Source organism: Streptomyces sp. UC4497, assembly GCF_054871485.1.
In genome coordinates this window covers 1-17,371 of sequence record NZ_JBTYHB010000008.1, presented here as the reverse complement: position 1 = coordinate 17,371, position 17,371 = coordinate 1, and the positions used below count along the sequence as shown (strand labels likewise).

Here is a 17,371-nt window from a genome sequence, read left to right as displayed (position 1 = left end):
GCTGCGGTTGCGGTCACACGCCGGACGGGATGTCCTTCGCCCGCTTGCGCACCGCGAACGACGTGCCGATCTCCACGACGCCGACCACGAGCAGCCAGATGCCGGTGACCAGCGTGAGGACCGCGAGCGTCTCGAACGGCGACACGATCAGGACGACACCGGCGAGCGCGGTGATGACGCCGAGGAAGATCTGCCAGCCGCGGGTGGGCATCGCGGGGTCGGAGGCCGCGGCGACGGTCTGCGTGATGCCGCGGAACAGCCAGCCGATGCCGATCCACAGAGCGAGCAGCAGCGTCGACTCCATCGCGTCGCGGAAGCAGAACAGGCCCAGCAGCACCGACAGGGCGCCGCTGATGAAGCCGATGACGCGCATCCCGGCCGTCGCGTGCGTGCCGAACGCGGCGACGAGCTGGAAGATGCCACTCACCAGCAGATACACGCCGAAAAGGACGCCCGCCACGCGCAGCGAGACGCCCGGCCAGACCAGGACGAGCACCCCGAGGATCACCGAGGCGACGCCCATGAGCAGCACGGCCTGCCAGGCGGATTGGGCGAGTCTGCCGAGCGGGCCCTGCCCCTGCGGGGCGTCACCGCCGGGCGTCCGGTGGGGAGTCTGCGGGTCGTACGGTGCTTGGGTCATGCTCGACTGTCGCTACGGAACACCGGGCTCCGCCATCGCGCGTGAGCCGAACGGCTGACGCCGGGCGCCGTCCGTCGCACCACCGCACCCATGACGCAAAGCGCAGGAAAGCAGCACAATGGGTCCATGACCGCGAAACACGGCTCCGGAACCTTCGCCGTCCGCCGGGTCTACGATCCGCCCGCCCCGGCCGACGGCACCCGCCTGCTGGTCGACCGGCTCTGGCCGCGCGGCATCTCGAAGGAGCGCGCCGATGTCGACGAGTGGCTCAAGGACATCGCGCCGTCGAAGGAGCTGCGCTCCTGGTACCACGAGGACAAGACGGACCGGTACGACACGTTCGCCGAGCGCTACGCGGCGGAGCTGGCGGAACCGGAGCGCGCCGGACTCGTGGACCGCGTGCGCGAGCTGGCCGGGCACGGGCGGGTGACGCTCGTGACGTCGGTGAAGGACATCGAGCACAGCCACGTCCCCGTGCTGCGGCGCCACCTCGAAGAGGGCCTCGAAGGGAGCTGATCCCGGCTCAGGCGGCGAGGCAGACGGTGCCCCGCGAGCCCTGGCCGGATGTGGTCACGCCGGTGCTGGATACCAGCCGGACCGGCCGCACCGCCTGCGCCAACTCCCCCTGAGCGAGGGCGAGTACGTCGACGAGACCGAGCCCGAGCGCTCCCGCCACGGCGGCCAGCATCTCCGACGAGGCCTCCTTGCGGCCGCGCTCGATCTCCGACAGGTAGGGCATCGAGATCCCGGCGACGTCCGCCACGTCCTGCAACGTCCGCCCCTGCGCCCGCCTGCGCCGCCGCAGCACGTCGCCGACGACATGGCGCCACAGCGGCTCCTGGGCCGGAGCGGATTCCTGGGCCGGAATGGGACGGGGGCGGCGGCTCTCCTGGATGCTCATCGGCCCACCGTACGAGCCCCGGCCGCGGCCGCGCCCCGCACTTCGCCCACGGCGATATCGCTCAGCCGCGGTCCCGCTCGTGCCGCAGCAGGACGACTCCGTTCCCGAACGTGTGCGTCTCCGCGAGGCGCAGCGGACGCACCGCGAAGGTGGTGGCGGGATGGAACATCGGGGTGCCCGTGCCGACCATGACGGGGTGCACGTAGACCCGGAACTCGTCCACGAGGTCGTGTTCGAGGAAGGTCTTCGCCATGTCCGCCCCGTCGATGACCAGGTCTCCCCCGGGCTGTTCCTTGAGGGCGCGGATCGCTTCGGGCGCCACCTCGTTCATGACGGTGGTGTTCCAGTCCGCGGGGCCGGGCTTCAGGGTCCGGGAGAACACGATCTTCGGCACGTCGCGCCAGATGCCCGCGAACTCGACCACGGCGGCCGACGCCTCCGGGTCCTTGTCCGCCGTGGGCCAGAATTCGGCCATGAGCTCGTGCGTGACGCGCCCGCTGAGGATGCCGCCGAAGGTCCGGCACACGTCGTTCATGTGCTGGTGCAGTTCCTCGTCGACGCGGTGCCAGCCGATGTCCCGGCCGGGTCCCTCCATGTAGCCGTCGAGGGAGATGCCCATCATGAAAACGATCTTGCGCATCGGAGTCTGCCTCTCGCCGTCAGCCGCGCTCCCAGTCACACGGAGGTGAGGGGCAGGCGTGCGCATCGTGTTCCTTCAGAGCGACGCTCACCAGGCTCAGCAACAGCTGCACATCCGTGTCGCATTCGAGAAGCACGGTAATCCAGGAGGCCCCCGGTTGCACCCTGATGGCGCTGTTGTGTCGCAGTTGGGGCAGCAGTCGCTGCACGGCCGACGACGTCAGGTACAGATCGGCGCAGTCGTCGGCGTGGAAGTGCACAAGATCGTGGCCCGCCGCGCGGAACGCGTGCCCAACCGAGCACTGGGGCGGGCCACTTACCAGGTTCGGCCATGTCCCGAGCTCGGTCATGGCGCGCTGGGCCGCGGTCATGCCTCCATCCTCGCGCACGCTTCACCTGGAGGACCACCCCCATCCATCACGCCTTTACAGCGGGCCCGATCCGACGAGTTGGCCACCGTCGACGACGAGGGTCTCCCCCGTGATCCAGCGGGCGCCCTCACCGGCGAGGAAGGCGACGGCTTCGCCGATGTCCTCGGGTTCGCCGATCCGGCCGAGCGGTGTCGCGCCCGCGACGGCCTCCTCGTTGTCCTGCCAGAGCGCCTCGGCGAGGCGGGTGCGCACGACGCCGGGGGCGATGGCGTTCACCCTTACCTTGGGGCCGAGTTCGAGGGCGAGGTGCTTGGTGAGGTGGATCAGGGCGGCCTTCGAGACGTGGTAGATCCCGACGTCCTTGGCGACCGAAAGTCCCCCGATCGAGGCCGTGTTGACGACGGCGCCGCCGTGTTCGCCCATCCATGCCTTCACCGCGAGCGACGTCCACAGGATCGGCGCCCACAGATTGACGTCCATGGTCTTGGCGAAACGCGCGTGGTCCTGGTCGACGATCGGGCCGTACGCCGGGTTCGTACCGGCGTTGTTGACGAGGATGTCGAGCCGGCCGTACGTCTCCACGACGTGCTCGACACAGGCGCGCGCGGCGTCCTCGTCGGTGGCGTGCGCCCCGAACCCCTCGACATTGTCGCCGAGCCCGCGGGCCGCCTCCTTCGCGCGCTCCTCGTCGCGCGAGGTCACCACGACGCGGGCGCCGCGGTCGCGCAGGGCGCCGGCCGCCGCGAGGCCGATGCCCCGCGACGCGCCGGTGACGAGCGCGACCCGTCCGTGCAAAGAGGCCTCCGGAGAGGTCACTTCTCACCCCGTTCCTTCTGCCGACGGCGCAGCTCGCGCCGGGCGATCGTCCGCTTGTGCACCTCGTCGGGGCCGTCGGCGAGGCGCAGGGTGCGCAGGTGCGCGTACATGCTGGCGAGCGGGAAGTCGTCGGAGACACCGCCGCCGCCGTGCACCTGGATGGCGCGGTCGACGACCTTGAGCGCGACGTTCGGCGCGGCGACCTTGATCGCGGCGATCTCGGTGCGCGCTTCCTTGTTGCCGACGGTGTCCATCAGGTACGCGGCCTTGAGCGTGAGCAGCCGCGCCATGTCGATCTCGATACGGGCCTCGGCGATCCAGTCCTGGATGTTGCCGCGGTCGGCGACCGGGGAGCCGAAGGTCGTACGGGACTGCGCCCGGTCGATCATCAGGTCGAGGGCACGCTCGGCCATGCCGATGGAGCGCATGCAGTGGTGGATGCGGCCGGGGCCGAGCCGGGCCTGGCTGATCAGGAACCCGTCGCCCTCGCCGGAGAGCAGCGCGGTGGCCGGGACCCGTACGTTCTCGAAGAGGACCTCGGCGTGGCCCTCGCGGTCCTGGTAGCCGAAGACGGGCAGTCCGCGCACGATGGTGACACCCGGGGTGTCGATCGGCACGACCATCATCGACTGCTGGCGGAAGGCGGGCCCGTCGGGGTCCGTCTTGCCCATGACGATGAGGACCTTGCAGTGGGGGTGCAGGGCGTTGGACGTCCACCACTTGCGGCCGTTGAGCACGTAGTCGTCGCCGTCGCGCTCCATCCGCATCTGGATGTTGCTGGCGTCCGAACTGGCCACCGCGGGCTCGGTCATCGCGAACGCGGAGGCGATCTCACCGTTGAGCAGCGGCTTGAGCCACTTCTCCTTGTGCTCCTCGGTGCCGAAGAGGGTGAGGACCTCCATGTTGCCGGTGTCCGGCGCGTTGCAGTTGGTGGCCTCGGGTGCCAGGCCCGCGCTGCGGCCCATGATCTCGGCGAGCGGCGCGTACTCGAGGTTGGTGAGTCCGGGGCCCCACTCGGGGTGCGGGTGGAAGAGGTTCCACAGGCCGCGCTTCTTCGCCTCGGTCTTCAGCTCCTCGATGACCGGCGGGTGGAAGTGCGGGTCGCCGGACTCGGCCATCTGCGCGGCGTAGACCGCCTCCGCGGGGTAGATGTGCTCGTCCATGAAGGCGAGCAGCTTGTCCTGGTATTCCTTGCCCCTGGCGGACTGTTCGTACACGAGTGGTTCCTCCAAAGTCTTTACGTACGGTGTCACACGCGGCTCGACGCGCCCAGCAGGCGGTCGAGTTCGGCGGCGGTCGTGGCGGCGTCCCGGTGCACGACCCCGGCGATGCCGATACGGGCCGCGGACGTGATGTTCTGTTCCAGGTCGTCGACCATGACGGTCTGTTCGGGTGCGACGCCGAGGCGTTCGCAGGCGATGGCGTAGGCGCGCCGCGAGGGTTTGCGGACGCCGATCTCGCCGGAGATGGTGACGGCGTCGAACAGCGCGGGCAGGTCGAAGCCCGCGTAGCAGTCGTCGCCGAGGGAGTTGGAGAGCAGCCCGACGCGGTGTCCTTCGGCGCGCAGCTTGGCGACGAGCGCGACCACGTCGGGGTCGGGGCGCAGCCCGGCCTGCATGCGGGTGACGAGGCCGGGTGCCTCCACGTCGGCGCCGTGGGCGCGAAGCCGCGCCGCGAAGCCCTCTTCGAACGCGCGCTGCCCGATGAGCCCCTTCTCGTGCTCGACGAGCAGGGCGCTGCTCTCCTTGTCGTGTGTCAGCAGGCGCAGCAACAGGCCGGGCTCACCGGTGAGTTCGCGCCCCAGGTCCTCGAAGGCGTCGATGAGGCTCGTGGTGAGAACACCGCCGAAGTCGAAGAGGACGGCGCTGCGCGCGGTCATCGCACGGACTTCTGGTAGCGGCGCATGCCGCGCAGCCACCGGTCGTAATCGCTGCCCTTGTGGCGGTAGAAGTCGAGCACCTGCTGGTGCGGCAGTACGAGGAAGCGCTCGTCACCGACGGCCGCGAGCACCTCGTCGGCCACGTCGAGCGGCTTGAGCAGGTTCCCGGCATCCAGCACGGCGCGCGCCGCGGCCTGCTCGGTGGGGTCGGAGGAGCGGGTGCCCGCCATCAGCAGCTCGGTCTCGACGCCCTGCGGACACAGGCAGCTCACGCGCACACCTTCGTCCCCGTACGTGACCGAGAGCCACTCGGAGAAGGCGACGGCGGCGTGCTTGCTCACCGCGTACGTGGCCGATCCGATCTGCGTGAGCAGGCCCGCGGCCGAAGCGGTGCTGAAGAAGTAGCCCTCACCGCGCTCCACCCAGCCCGGCACGAGGAGCTTCGCGGCGCGCACATGCGCCATCACGTTGATGTCGAGCGCGCGGCTCCACTCGTCCTCGGTCGCGTCGAGGCCCGCCGCGCCGCTGATCCCGGCGTTGGCGAAGTACAGGTCGACGGGCCCGAAGCCCTCCTCCGCCGCCGCGATGAGGCCGCGCAGGTGCTCGGTGTCACCGGCGTCCCCCGCCCGGCCCGCGACGCGCTCCCCATGGCTCTCGGCGAGCCGCTGCACGGTCTCGTCCAGGCGGGCCGCGTCGAGGTCGGTGAGCAGCACACCTCGGGCGCCGGCCTCCAGGAGGCGCTGGGCGACGGCGGCGCCGATGCCTCCGGCGGCCCCCGTCACGATCGCGACCTTGTCGTTGATCAACATCCCGCAGTCCGCTCCTTCGCTTCCTTCGTCCCACCCGGTGCGTGGCACTCACCGTACTTGAATCCGACGTCAAGTTCTAGAGATTCCCGGAGCGCCGCGGAGGTCGGCGATGTCACATCCGGCCTCCGTTGACGACGGCCGGGTCGATGGCACGCTTGAGAATCTTGCCGGTGGCGCCCTTCGGCAACTCGTCGACCACGGCGAGCAGATGGGGCACCTTGTAGGCGGACAGCCGCTCCTTGGCCCAGGCCCGCAACGCCTGTACGTCGAGCGCGGCGCCGGGGCGCAGGGCGACGACGGCAGCCACCTCCTCGCCGTAGTGCGGGTCGGGCACGCCGATGACGGCGGCCTCGACGATGTCGGGGTGCTCGTACAGCACCTCCTCGACCTCGCGCGGGTACACGTTGTAGCCGCCGCGGATGACGAGGTCCTTCTTGCGGTCGACGATGCGCAGATCGCCCTCGGCGTCGAGGGAGCCGAGGTCGCCGGTGCGCAGCCAACCGTCCGGGTCGAGTGCCTCCCCGGTCGCGTCGGGCCGGTTCCAGTACCCCTTCATGACCACGGGCCCCTTGATGTGCACCTCGCCCACCTCCCCCGGCGGCAGCTCGGCGCCCTCGTCGTCGCGGACGGCGACGGCACAGCCCGGCAGCGCGCGGCCCACGGTCCCCGGCCTGGCCGGTTCGCCCGCGAGATGGCAGGTGCCGGCGCCCGTGGTCTCGGTGAGGCCGTACCCCTCGACGATGGTGCACCCGAACCGCTCCTCGAAGGCCCGCATGACCTCGACGGGCAGGGAGGCCCCGCCGGAGGAGGCGAGACGCAGGCCCGCGAAGTCGGCTCCCGCCTCGTCGGTGGCCCGCAGCAGGGCGTTCCACATGGTCGGCACGCCCGCGATGAAGGTGGGCCGGTCGCGCCGGATGAGCGCCGTCATGGCACCGGCGTCGAACCGGTCGAGCAGGGTGAGCGAGCCACCCGCACGCATCGTCGTCCCCATCACGCAGGCCTGCCCGAACACATGGAAGAGCGGAAGCCCGGTGACGGCACGGTCGTCGGCGCCGATGGCGTGGATGTCGCAGAAGATAGCGGCGCACGATTCGAGATTGCCGTGGGTGAGCTGGGCACCCTTGGGCTTGCCCGTGGTGCCGGAGGTATAGAGGAGCGCGGCGGTGTCATGGACGTCGACGGGGTGCGGCTCGGGCGTGGTGGAGGCAGGCGCGAGGTCTGCCAGCCCTTCCCCCATCTCCCGGAAAGGCACCCCGAGTTCGGCGGCCGTGCGCCGGGCCGCCGGGGCGAGCGCGGTCCACGCCAGAACGAGCCGCACGTCCGCGTCCCGCGCCATGTACGTCAACTCGCGCTCGGTGGCCATGGTGTTGACGGTGACCGCGATGGCGCCCGCGCCGAGAATCCCGTAGTACGCCATGGCGAACTCGGGCACGGAGGGCGCGACGAGCAGCACCCGGTCACCGGGCCCGACGTCGTGCGCGTCCAGCAACTCCCTTACGGCGCAGGAGCGTTCACGCAGTTGACCGTACGTCCAAGCAGCCGCGGTCGAACCGCGCAACGCGATCCGATTCGGGGCGGAGGCGGCGTGGGCCCAGACGGGTGCGGAGGCGTTGGACATGTGAGCCTTTCCGTATGTCGTTCCAGGCCGCGGCCACGGCCGGGCGGCCGGCGGGTCGGCCATTCAAGCCCCTGCGGCGATTGAGCAGCGGGGCCCGGGGCAGCGCCCCGCGACCCCGCGCCGGGGTGACCGCAACAACACTCAGGCCGGCCCCAGTGGCCGAAACCCCGGTTCCCGCCCCTCCAAATAACTCCGCACCCCCTCCCCCGCATCGGGCCGCCCGAACGACTCCTCCATCAACGCCTCCGCCCGACGCGCGGCACCGTCGAAGTCCGTGTCGAACGCCTCGCTGAGCTGCCGCTTCATCACACTCATCGACGTCGGCGACGACCACGTCGCCAACTCCGTGGCGTAGCCGACCGCCTCGTCGAGCAGCGCGTCCCGCTCGACGACCCGGTTGACGAGCCCCATCTCGTACGCCTCCGTGCCGCGCACCACCCGCCCCGAGAACAGCAGGTCCGCCGCGCGCGCGGGCCCGACGATGCGGGGCAGCAGCCACGCGATCCCGTACTCGGCGATCAGCCCTCGGCGCGCGAACGACGTGGTGAACTTGGCGTCCGGCGTGCTGAACCGGATGTCGCAGTACAGGGCCTCGACGAGGCCGAGCCCCGCCGCCGCCCCGTTGATCGCGCCGATCAGCGGCTTGCGCAGGCTCAGCGGGAACCAGCGGGGCCGATCCCGCTTCGGCCGTTCCTCGCTCGCCGCGTCGGCGGAGCCGATCCGTTCCAGCTCGGCCATGTCGGCGCCCGCGCAGAACCCGCGGCCCGCCCCGGTGACGACGACCGCGCGCACCTCGGGGTCGGACTCCGCCTCGTCGAGGAGCGCGAAGTAGCGGTCCTCCAGCTCGTTGGTCCAGGCGTTGAGCCGGTCGGGGCGGTTGAGTGTCACCACGGTCACGGCCCCGCGCCGCTCGGCGTACGCCAGGTCCTGGTCGCTCGTCGTCACGATCGCACTCCTTCCACGGCGCCCGGCACCGCTGTCGGGTCCTCGCGCACCTCGCGCGGGTTGGTCTCGCGCAGCACCCAGGCGCAGCCGAAGGTGAGCAGACCCATCGCCGCGACGAACACGGACACCCAGGTGGTGCCGCCGGTGCCGCCGATGATCGCGGTCATGATCAGCGGGGTGCCGCCGCTGATGGTCAGAGCGGCGATCTGGTAGGCGAGCGAGGCGCCGGAGTAGCGCACCCGCGGCTCGAAGAGTTCACCGATGTACGCGGCGAGCGGCCCGTACGTGAGGGACTGGCCGAAGCCGCCGATCAGCACGGCGACGCCGAGCCACAGCAGCGAAGCGGTGTTGACCAGCCAGAAGTAGGGGAACGCCCACAGCACGATGATGGCCGCCCCGACGAGCACGGCGGGCCGCCGCCCGACCCGGTCGGACAGCCATCCCGCCCACAGCACGAACAGGGCGCCGACCGCGGTGACCGGCATCGCGACCAGGAGGATGGAGTCCTTGTCGAGGCCGAGGTGCTCGGCGGCGTAGCTGATGACACCCGCGATGCTGATGTAGAAGAGGCAGTTGGTGCCGGCGAGGAGCCCGGCCGCGAGCAGCACGGTGCGCCACTTGGTGCGGAGCACCTCGACGACGGGCGCCCGCGCCACCTTCTCCTTGGAACTCTTGGCGGCGGCCTCCTCTGAAAGCCGCCGGAACTCCGGCGAGTCCTCCACCTTGTTCTGCACGTACATCACGACGGGCAGCAGCACGGCGCTCACCAGGAACGGGATGCGCCAGCCCCAGCTCATGAACGCCTCGTCCGAGGTGACCGTGCTGGCCAGCAGGAAGACGCCGTTGCCGAGGAACACACCGAGCGAGACACCCATCTGCCCGAAGGTGCCCGCGTACCCCTTGCGTTTGGGTGACGCGGACTCGGTGAGCAGCAGCGCGATGCCTCCCCACTGGGCGCCGCAGGCGAGGCCCTGCACGAAGCGCAGCAGCACCAGGAGCAGCGGCGCCGCGGCGCCGAGGACCCCGGCCCCCGGCAGGCAGCCGATCAGGAACGTGCAGGCGCCCATCAGCGCCATGGAGAGGACGACCATGGCCTTGCGGCCGTGCCGGTCGCCGAGGTGTCCCGCGACGACACCGCCGATCGGCCGGGCGACGAAGCCCGCCCAGAAGGTGCTGAACGACAGCAGGGTGCCGGTCAGCGCCGATGAGTCGGGGAAGAAGACCTGCGGGAAGACCAGCGCTGCGGCCGTCCCGTAGAGGAAGAAGTCGTACCACTCGATGGAACTGCCGATGAGTCCCGCGGCGAGCAGCTTGCCCGAGGCGCGCCCCGGGGATGTCTCGGCGGCTGCCTGCTGGGCGCCTTTTCTGGGCTGTGCGGTGGGCGGATTCACGTGCGGGGCTCCTCCGTCGTCCAAACATGTCACGACCGCTGCGGCCCTGCGGCCGCCCCCTGTATATTTGAACCCAACGTCAACTTCAATACCTTGAACACGCCCTTGAACAGGCACTGTTCAAGTTGTCACCCAGTGCCGAGATCGAGGAGATGCCCCTATGAGTGCCCCCACAGCCCTGGCCGAGTGGAAGCGCGTGAGCGCGCGGCAGGTCGATGTGAACGGGATCTCGCTGTGCGTCTTCGAGCACGGCCCGGCCGACTCGGACAAGCCACTGGTGGTGCTCTGCCACGGCTTCCCGGAGCTGGCGTTCTCGTGGCGCCACCAGGTGCTCGCGCTCGGCGCGGCGGGGTACCGGGTGCTCGCCCCGGACATGCGCGGGTTCGGCGGGAGCTCGCGGCCCGCGGATGTCGACGCGTACGACACGCTCACCATCTGCGCGGACCTCGTCGGGCTGCTCGATGCCGTGGGCGCGGACGACGCGGTGTTCGTGGGGCACGACTGGGGTTCGATGGTGGTGTGGCAGATGGCCCTGGCGCACCCGGAGCGGGTGCGGGGCGTGGTGGGGATGAGTGTGCCGGCGACTCCGCGCTCCCCCGTGGCGCCCGTGCCCGTCATGCGCCGGCGACTCGGTGACACCTTCTACATCGTGTGGTTCCAGGAGCCGGGCGTCGCGGACCGCGCGCTCGCGCAGAACGTGCGCAGGACGCTGGTGACACGGGAGATCTGGTCGGCCGAGTGGGCCGAGCGCCCGGACGAGAAGTTCCCGCCGCCAGCGTGGCTGAGCGAGGAGGAACTCGCCTACTACGTTGAGGAGTTCGAGCGCACCGGGTTCACCGGCGGCCTCAACTACTACCGGAACATGGACCGCACCTGGGAGCTGACGGAGCACCTCGACGGGCGCACCATCGACTGCCCCTCACTGTTCGTCACCGGATCCGCGGACCCGGTGGGGCAGTTCATGCCCGCCGACCGTCTCGAAGAGGTGCTGACCGATCTGCGCGGGCGCGTCGTGCTCGACGGGGCGGGGCACTGGATCCAGCAGGAGCGGGCCGGTGCGGTCAGCGCCGCTCTCCTGGAGTTTCTCGCGGATGTCGGCTGATAACATCCGCAGCCACCAGCCGCGCAAGCGCTGGTGACACGAACGAAGGGACCCGCGTTGGCTGCCCAGGCCCCGGCCGCAGACGGCGGACAGAAGCAACCCATCACACCGCGCAGCGCCCGAGGCGTCCGCACGCGCAACGCGCTGGTCCTCGCCGCCCGTGAGGTGTTCGAGCGCGACGGGTATCTCGACGCCCGGATCACGGACATCTCCAAGGCCGCGCATGTCGCGTCCGGCTCGTTCTACACGTACTTCAACAGCAAGGAAGAGATCTTCCAGGCGCTCGTCGCGCAGGTGCAGGAGGAGATGCTCCACCCGCATCTGCGCGAGCGCACCGGGATCACCGATCCGCGCGAGATGATCGACGCGTCGAATCGCGAGTATCTGCGCGCCTACAAGAAGAACGCCCGCCTCATGGCGCTCTTCGAGCAGGTCGCCCAGGTCGACGAGACGTTCAAGCAGCTGCGCATCGAGCGGGGCAACGCGTTCGCGCGCCGTAACGCCAAGCTGATCCGCTCCCTGCAGGACGCCGGCGCGGCCGACCCGGCCCTCGATCCGCTGGTGACGGCGCACGCGCTGTCCGTCATGGTGAGCCGCATGGCGTACCTGGTGTTCGTCCTCGGCCAGCGCATCCCGTACGAGAAGCTGGTGACGACGCTCAACAAGATCTGGGAGAACGGGCTTCAGCTCAGGGAGCCCGACTCCCTCAAGGAAGCCGGAGAGCCCGGGGCCTGAGCGGCGCGGCGCTCCAGGATCGCCAGGACGCGCCGCCCCCAGCGCAGGTTCTCCTCCTCGAAGGAGATGCCGCGCAGCAGCGTCAGATACGGTCCGACGCGCTCCCCCTCGGCGAGGAAGTCGTCCTCGTCCAGCTCGCCGAGCAGATGCCGCCGCACCCGCTCGTAGCGGGCGAGTTTTCCGCGCGCCCAGTCCATCCGCTCCTCGATGTGCGCGCGGACGGCGTCGAGCTCGCCGACGTCGACGGCCTGCACCTTCACCATGAGTTCGTCGCGCAGCGCGAGCGGCCTGGGCTGCCGCCGCGTGAACGCCGCCAGGTCGGCGCGGCCGGCCCCGGACAGCGTGAACATCCGCTTGTTCGGCCTGCGCTCCTGCGGCACCACCCGCGCGTCGATCAGCCCGTCGGCTGTCAGCCGGTCCAGCTCCCGGTAGAGCTGCTGGGGCGTCGCCGCCCAGAAGTTCGACACCGAGACGTCGAAGATCTTCGCCAGGTCGTACCCGGAGGCCTCACCCTCCAGCAGGGCGGACAGGACGGCGTACTTGAGCGACATATGGACACCATACAGCGATGCGATTACTGTCACCCGCACCTATTCAACTTGTTGCCTATGACCCTGTGGGCGAGGAACCGAGGTGGCACCCGTGCATCCCTTCCGTGCAGCCGTGGAGAAGGACGATCTCGACGCGGTCGAGGCCATGCTGGCCGAGGACGTGGTCTTCACCAGCCCGGTCGTGTTCAAGCCCTACCCGGGCAAGGCGATCACCGCGGCGATCCTGCGCGGCGTCACCCGCGTCTTCGAGGACTTCCGCTATGTGCGGGAGATCGGTGAGCCCGGCGGGCGGGATCACGTGCTCGTCTTCGAGGCGCGGGTCGGCGAACGGAAGATCACCGGCGCCGACTTCCTGCACTTCGACGAGGACGGCCTGATCGACGACTTCATGGTGATGGTGCGTCCGCTGTCCGGCGCGCAGGCGCTGGCCGAGGCGATGGGCGCCCAGTTCGACCGGATCGCCGAGGAGGCGGCGCGGGCCGACGGCTCCTGAGGCGGACGCGCGGCAAGTGTGACGGTCCTGTGGACCAGCGGCGAGGAACGTGCCGTGTCCATGTCGGGCGAGCGGGCGACGTGTCAGGCTCCGCGGTGGTGCCGGGCCGATCCCGCCCGAGCGCCCGCCCGCGTTCCGGAGGACCGCCGCATGGCCGAGCAGAGTCGCTCACCTCAGCACGACGAACCGTCGACGTCCGCCGCACCGGGGCGGCGCAGAGTGCTCGCGTATCTGCTGGCCGCGCCGACGCTCGCCGTGGGCGCCCGGTTCGCCCTGGACGCCGCGGACCCGGCCGAGGCAGAGGCGGCGGTGCCCTCGCCGCCGCAGCCCGAGGAGCTGTTCGACCTCGGTGACATGCAGAATCTGGCGGCGGCCCCGACCTCGGGCCTGATCACCGTACGTGTGCACGAGGACGGCACCGCCTCGTTCGCGGTGCCGCGGGCCGAGGTCGGGCAGGGCATGACCACCGCGGTGGCGATGATGATCGCGGAGGAGTTGGACCTGCCGCTCGACGCCGTGCGGGTCTCCCTGGCCGACGCCCGCCCGGAGTTGCTGATGAACCAGCTCACCGGCGGCTCCAACTCGATGCGCAGCGTCTACCGCCCCGTGCGCACCGCGGCCGCCCTCGCCCGGCAGCGGCTGATCGCCACGGCGGCGCGGCAGTGGGGCGTCGCGGCCTCGGAACTGACCACCCAGGAAGGCGTCGTCTCGTACGGCTCCGGTTCCTCGGCGAAGCGCGCCGCGTACGGATCCCTCGCGAAGGCGGCGGCGAGCGGGCAATCGCTGGAGGTGGCGGCGGCGCCGCTGAAGGAGCGGTCCGAGTTCAAGGTGCTCGGCACCCCGCAGAATCGCGTCGACGCGCTGGAGGCCGTCACCGGGCGCAAGAAGTTCGGTATGGACTACGAGGTGCCCGACGCCAAGCCCGCCATGGTGCGCAGGCCGCCGACGCTCGGCGGGACCGTACGGACGGTGCGCAACGCGGACGCCGTGCGGCGGATGCCCGGCATCACGGACGTGGCGACGCTGAAGCACGGCGTCGCGGTGCGCGGCGAGACGTTCGGGCAATGCATCGACGCATTAAGGGAGTTGGACGTCGACTGGGGCCCGGGCGACGTCGACGGCGAGTCCGACGATTCGGTGGAGCGGAAACTCAAGGCGGCCACTCCCCCGATGGTCGTGCCGCCGGTCCTGACGCAGAAGCTCGACGCCGAGTTCACCTTCGCGTTCGCCAGCAACAGCCCGCTGGAGCCGGACAACGCCATCGCCGACGTGCGCGAAGGACGTGCCGAGATCTGGTCGAGCCTGAAGGTCCCGATCGTCGCGCAGCGCGACATCGCGACGAGGCTAGGCCTGCCGCAGCACGCCGTGACGGTGCATGTGGTGGAGGGCGGCGGCTCGTTCGGCCGGCATCTGTTCCACGACGTCGCGGCCGAGGCGGCGGAGATCTCGCAGAAGATGGGCAAGCCGGTCAAGCTGTCCTGGTCGCGCACCGACAGCTTCCGACACGGCCGCGCCCACCCGATGTCCGTCTCGCGCGTGCGCGCCACGTACACCGGCAAGGAAGTCCTCAGCTATGAGCAGCGGCACGCCAGTTCACAGACCGACTTCGGGCACGGGCTCGGCGAGGTGATCACGTCGACGGCCGCGAAGCTGCCCGTGGCCGGCAACCTCACCTTCGCCGAGACCATCTTCACGCTCACGCAGACCACTCCGTACGACTTCGGTGTCACCACGCAACTGCTCAGCGAGGTACCCCTCAAGTTCGCGACCGGCAGCATGCGCAACATCTACTCGCCGAACGTGGCGTGCGCGCGGGAGCTGATGGTCGACGAGCTGGCGCGGAAGATGGACCGGGATCCGGTGGAGTTCCGGCGCTCGTTCCTCAAGGACGAGCGGCTGCGGGCCGTCCTCGACAAGGCGGCCGAGGCGGGCGAGTGGGGCCGGTCTCTGCCCGAGGGGGTGGCGCAGGGGATCGCCCTGCACACCGAGTACCGGGGCGCCGTCGCGGTACTCGCCGAGATCGACTGCCGGCCGGAGACCGTCGGCCGCGAGGTCAGGGACGGGGTGACGGGGCCGCGGGTCACCAGGGCGCTGATCGTGGTGGACGCCGGGTTCGCGATCAACCCGCGGGGCCTGGGCGCGCAGATGATGGGCTGCTTCAACGACGGCCTCGCCATGGCGCTCACCTCCAGCCTGCACATCGAGGACGGCCTTCCCCTGGAGGGCAGTTGGGACAACTACTTCTACACGCGGCAGTGGAACACACCGCCCGAACTCCGGGTCATCGTCATGCCGAACACCGGTGAAAAGCCTTCGGGAGCTGGGGAGTTGGGCGTCGCGCCCGCCTTCGCCGCCGTCGCGTGCGCCTACGCGCGAGCGACCGGCACGCTGCCGACGCGCTTCCCCATCGACCACGCGGAGCTCGCGTTCGAGCCGCTGCCGCGCGAGCCGTCGACACCGCAGTCACCGACGGACGGGCTCGACCGGGCGTACTGAGCAAGGCCCCGCACTCCCCCGACTACCGAGGAGACCTGATACCCCGATGCCGCGCCACACTTTCACGCTGAACGGCGAGCGGATCACTGTCGAGGCCGAGGACGACGTGCGGCTGCTGTGGGTGCTGCGCGATCTGCTCGGCGTCACAGGACCCAAGTACGGCTGCGGGATCGGCGTCTGCCAGGCCTGTACGTCGCACATCAACGGCAAGGCGTTCAACCCGTGTTCGGTGCCGGTGTCGCGGATCGGCGAGGACGACGAGGTGACGACGATCGAGGGGCTCCCCGCCACCGTCGGCCGCGAGCTGCACCCGATGCAGGAGGCCTGGCTGGAGCGCGACGTGGCACAGTGCGGCTACTGCCAGCCGGGCCAGATCATGGCCGCCGTCGCCACGGTGCGCAAGGTGCGGGACGAGGGCCGTGAGATCACCGAGGCGGACCTCGACGCGATCCGCAATGTGTGCCGCTGCGGGACGTACAACCGGATCCGTGAGGCGATCAAGTCGGGGGCGCGGGCCATGTGATGCCCGTGCACCCGCGGTCGGCGCCGGTCGTGATCGACGGGCGGCGCAGGCCGTGGCCGGATGTCAGCGTAGGTCGTAGTCGACGGCGAAGTCGTCCTCGAGCTCGAAGAAGACCTCACCGGAATCGGCGGCCGCGTTGGCCACGGGGCGCACGGTGGCGCCGAGCCACACCATGTGCGGCGCCGTGCCCACGATGCGGCAGGGCACGATGAAGTCCTCGGGGAAGCGGACCAGCGCCTCGTTGCGCGCGACTCCGGTGCCGCGGTTGACGACGCGGGACTGGACCACGACGCCGGGCCCCGCACTGTGCTCGGTCTTCAGGTCACTCGAGGCGCAGACCGGACACAGCAGCCGCCGGAAGGACGGGGTGCGGCACCAACGGCAGCGCTGATAGGGGAATCCCGGCTCCGCTTCCGCGGCGCCCTCGACACCCTTCGGCGCCATGACACCGATGCCACTCGTGAACGTCCCTGACATCACTGACATCCTTCGGCCTCCCGCTCTCGCCGGCGCGCGCCGGGCGGCGGTGCCTCGACGCACTCTCAGCCTATGACACTCAGTGCCAGCCGGTAAAGACACTGAGTACCATCAAGTTGCTTCGGGCTCCGTTTTCAGTCGTCCCGCAGCGCCGACTCCACCCGCTGGATGACCCGCCACATCGGGGCCCCCTTGGTCGCCACCATCACGACGACGTCCTCCTGCGGGGGCTGGGGCGCGCCCGCACCATCACTCCCCTCCCCCCACGTACGCCGCACGAGCCGCAGCGCGCGGTCCACCGCGACCTCGGCGTCACCCTCGCCACCCGAACGCAGCCACGAGCGAAGGCCGTTGTTGTGCGCGGCGACGACGGACGCGGCCACCACCTCGGCGCGCAGCGCGCCGTCCTCCGCATCGGCCCAGCGCCGCCGCAGATACCCGGCGAGCATGCGCTCGTAGCGTCGCACGACGGACAGCTCGTACGTCCGAAGACCCGGCACCTCACGGGTCAACTTGTAGCGCTGCACGGAGAATTCGGGATTCGTGGCGTAGACGCGCAGCACCAGGCGCGCGGCGTCGGACACCACGTCCACGGCATCACTCTCGTCGCTCGCGGCCTCCAGGAAGGCCGTCATGTCGGCGAGGCAGCTCTCGTGGTCCGGGAAGACCACGTCCTCCTTCGACGGGAAGTAGCGGAAGAACGACCGCCGCCCCACACCGGCCCGCGCCACGATGTCGTCCACGGTCGTCCGCTCGAACCCGCGCTCCAGAAACAGCTGGAACGCCGCCTCGGCCAGCACCTCCCGCATGGGTGCCTTCTTCTGTGACCCGTTGACCTCGCGCGCCTCGCTCATGCCGGGAACGTAACACCGGAAGGTCACCTTTGGCACTAGGTACCTTTACAGAGGGAACTGAGTGCCATACGTTGGCGGGAGTAGTTGGACGACTGCAGTAGCGCAGTAGGGCAGCAGGGTTGTGGAGGAGT

Annotated in this window: 20 protein-coding genes; 6 read left to right on the top strand and 14 right to left on the bottom strand. The window is 70.4% G+C overall.

Features of this window, described 5'->3' with window-relative positions; translation table 11 throughout:
* Positions 1-13: 13 nt before the first annotated feature.
* On the bottom strand, positions 14-640 hold the full coding sequence (locus ACYSUO_RS13335; protein ID WP_461776281.1) for an HdeD family acid-resistance protein: 627 nt from the start codon (positions 638-640) through the stop codon (positions 14-16).
* 126 nt (positions 641-766) lie between these two features.
* Here ACYSUO_RS13335 and ACYSUO_RS13330 point away from each other — a divergent pair, with 126 nt between their 5' ends.
* Positions 767-1,156 (top strand): DUF488 domain-containing protein, encoded by a 390-nt coding sequence (locus ACYSUO_RS13330; protein ID WP_461776280.1) that lies wholly within the window; start codon positions 767-769, stop codon positions 1,154-1,156.
* Between the two features lie 7 nt (positions 1,157-1,163).
* Here ACYSUO_RS13330 and ACYSUO_RS13325 read toward each other — a convergent pair whose 3' ends face one another.
* The 10 genes from ACYSUO_RS13325 to ACYSUO_RS13280 form a co-directional block, all read right to left on the bottom strand.
* The gene (locus ACYSUO_RS13325) at positions 1,164-1,541 is read right to left on the bottom strand and encodes a helix-turn-helix domain-containing protein (RefSeq protein WP_461776279.1); all 378 of its coding nucleotides are present in this window, start codon (positions 1,539-1,541) and stop codon (positions 1,164-1,166) included.
* A gap of 61 nt (positions 1,542-1,602) precedes the next feature.
* On the bottom strand, positions 1,603-2,181 hold the full coding sequence (locus ACYSUO_RS13320; RefSeq protein WP_461776278.1) for a dihydrofolate reductase family protein: 579 nt from the start codon (positions 2,179-2,181) through the stop codon (positions 1,603-1,605).
* Positions 2,182-2,200: 19 nt separating this feature from the next.
* Positions 2,201-2,551, bottom strand: coding sequence for a luciferase domain-containing protein (locus tag ACYSUO_RS13315; RefSeq protein WP_461776277.1), 351 nt, complete (start codon positions 2,549-2,551; stop codon positions 2,201-2,203).
* A 54-nt stretch (positions 2,552-2,605) separates the two neighbouring features.
* Positions 2,606-3,367 carry an SDR family oxidoreductase gene (locus ACYSUO_RS13310; protein ID WP_461776276.1) on the bottom strand — a complete coding sequence of 254 codons (762 nt, stop codon included), beginning with the start codon at positions 3,365-3,367 and terminating at the stop codon, positions 2,606-2,608.
* Positions 3,364-4,584 (bottom strand): acyl-CoA dehydrogenase family protein, encoded by a 1,221-nt coding sequence (locus ACYSUO_RS13305; protein WP_461776275.1) that lies wholly within the window; start codon positions 4,582-4,584, stop codon positions 3,364-3,366. The genes ACYSUO_RS13310 and ACYSUO_RS13305 overlap by 4 nt, the downstream gene beginning before the upstream one ends.
* Before the next feature lie 32 nt (positions 4,585-4,616).
* Positions 4,617-5,246 (bottom strand): HAD family hydrolase, encoded by a 630-nt coding sequence (locus ACYSUO_RS13300; RefSeq protein ID WP_461776274.1) that lies wholly within the window; start codon positions 5,244-5,246, stop codon positions 4,617-4,619.
* A complete protein-coding gene (locus ACYSUO_RS13295) occupies positions 5,243-6,055 on the bottom strand; it encodes an SDR family oxidoreductase (RefSeq protein ID WP_461776273.1) in 813 nt (270 codons plus the stop codon). Before ACYSUO_RS13295 ends, ACYSUO_RS13300 begins: the two co-directional genes overlap by 4 nt.
* Before the next feature lie 112 nt (positions 6,056-6,167).
* The gene (locus ACYSUO_RS13290; RefSeq protein WP_461776272.1) at positions 6,168-7,673 is read right to left on the bottom strand and encodes a long-chain-fatty-acid--CoA ligase; all 1,506 of its coding nucleotides are present in this window, start codon (positions 7,671-7,673) and stop codon (positions 6,168-6,170) included.
* A gap of 141 nt (positions 7,674-7,814) precedes the next feature.
* Positions 7,815-8,618 (bottom strand): enoyl-CoA hydratase-related protein, encoded by an 804-nt coding sequence (locus ACYSUO_RS13285; protein WP_461776271.1) that lies wholly within the window; start codon positions 8,616-8,618, stop codon positions 7,815-7,817.
* Positions 8,615-10,009: an MFS transporter gene (locus tag ACYSUO_RS13280; RefSeq protein ID WP_461776270.1), complete on the bottom strand. Its 1,395-nt coding sequence runs from the start codon at positions 10,007-10,009 to the stop codon at positions 8,615-8,617. Before ACYSUO_RS13280 ends, ACYSUO_RS13285 begins: the two co-directional genes overlap by 4 nt.
* Positions 10,010-10,169: 160 nt before the next feature.
* On the opposite strand from ACYSUO_RS13280, the gene ACYSUO_RS13275 reads away from it, so the two are divergent.
* Both ACYSUO_RS13275 and ACYSUO_RS13270 read left to right on the top strand, forming a co-directional pair.
* Entirely contained in the window at positions 10,170-11,111 is a 942-nt protein-coding gene (locus tag ACYSUO_RS13275) for an alpha/beta fold hydrolase (RefSeq protein ID WP_461776269.1), read from the top strand.
* Positions 11,112-11,168: 57 nt separating this feature from the next.
* Positions 11,169-11,846 carry a TetR/AcrR family transcriptional regulator gene (locus tag ACYSUO_RS13270; RefSeq protein ID WP_461776268.1) on the top strand — a complete coding sequence of 226 codons (678 nt, stop codon included), beginning with the start codon at positions 11,169-11,171 and terminating at the stop codon, positions 11,844-11,846.
* Here the strand turns inward: ACYSUO_RS13270 and ACYSUO_RS13265 are convergent.
* Entirely contained in the window at positions 11,795-12,397 is a 603-nt protein-coding gene (locus tag ACYSUO_RS13265; RefSeq protein ID WP_461776267.1) for a PadR family transcriptional regulator, read from the bottom strand. The two genes, ACYSUO_RS13270 and ACYSUO_RS13265, sit on opposite strands and share 52 nt — an antisense overlap.
* Positions 12,398-12,488: 91 nt before the next feature.
* Between ACYSUO_RS13265 and ACYSUO_RS13260 the strand changes: the two genes are divergently transcribed.
* The 3 genes from ACYSUO_RS13260 to ACYSUO_RS13250 all read left to right on the top strand — a co-directional run bounded on the left by ACYSUO_RS13260 (position 12,489) and on the right by ACYSUO_RS13250 (position 15,909).
* On the top strand, positions 12,489-12,890 hold the full coding sequence (locus ACYSUO_RS13260) for a nuclear transport factor 2 family protein (protein ID WP_461776266.1): 402 nt from the start codon (positions 12,489-12,491) through the stop codon (positions 12,888-12,890).
* Between the two features lie 150 nt (positions 12,891-13,040).
* Entirely contained in the window at positions 13,041-15,386 is a 2,346-nt protein-coding gene (locus ACYSUO_RS13255) for a molybdopterin cofactor-binding domain-containing protein (RefSeq protein ID WP_461776265.1), read from the top strand.
* A gap of 46 nt (positions 15,387-15,432) precedes the next feature.
* Complete coding sequence (locus tag ACYSUO_RS13250) at positions 15,433-15,909, top strand: (2Fe-2S)-binding protein (protein WP_267073281.1); 477 nt, start codon at positions 15,433-15,435, stop codon at positions 15,907-15,909.
* A 63-nt stretch (positions 15,910-15,972) separates the two neighbouring features.
* On the opposite strand, the gene ACYSUO_RS13245 is transcribed toward ACYSUO_RS13250, so the two are convergent.
* Positions 15,973-16,386 carry a Zn-ribbon domain-containing OB-fold protein gene (locus tag ACYSUO_RS13245; protein ID WP_461776264.1) on the bottom strand — a complete coding sequence of 138 codons (414 nt, stop codon included), beginning with the start codon at positions 16,384-16,386 and terminating at the stop codon, positions 15,973-15,975.
* 134 nt (positions 16,387-16,520) lie between these two features.
* Positions 16,521-17,240 (bottom strand): TetR family transcriptional regulator, encoded by a 720-nt coding sequence (locus tag ACYSUO_RS13240; protein WP_461776263.1) that lies wholly within the window; start codon positions 17,238-17,240, stop codon positions 16,521-16,523.
* Positions 17,241-17,371 lie beyond the last annotated feature (131 nt).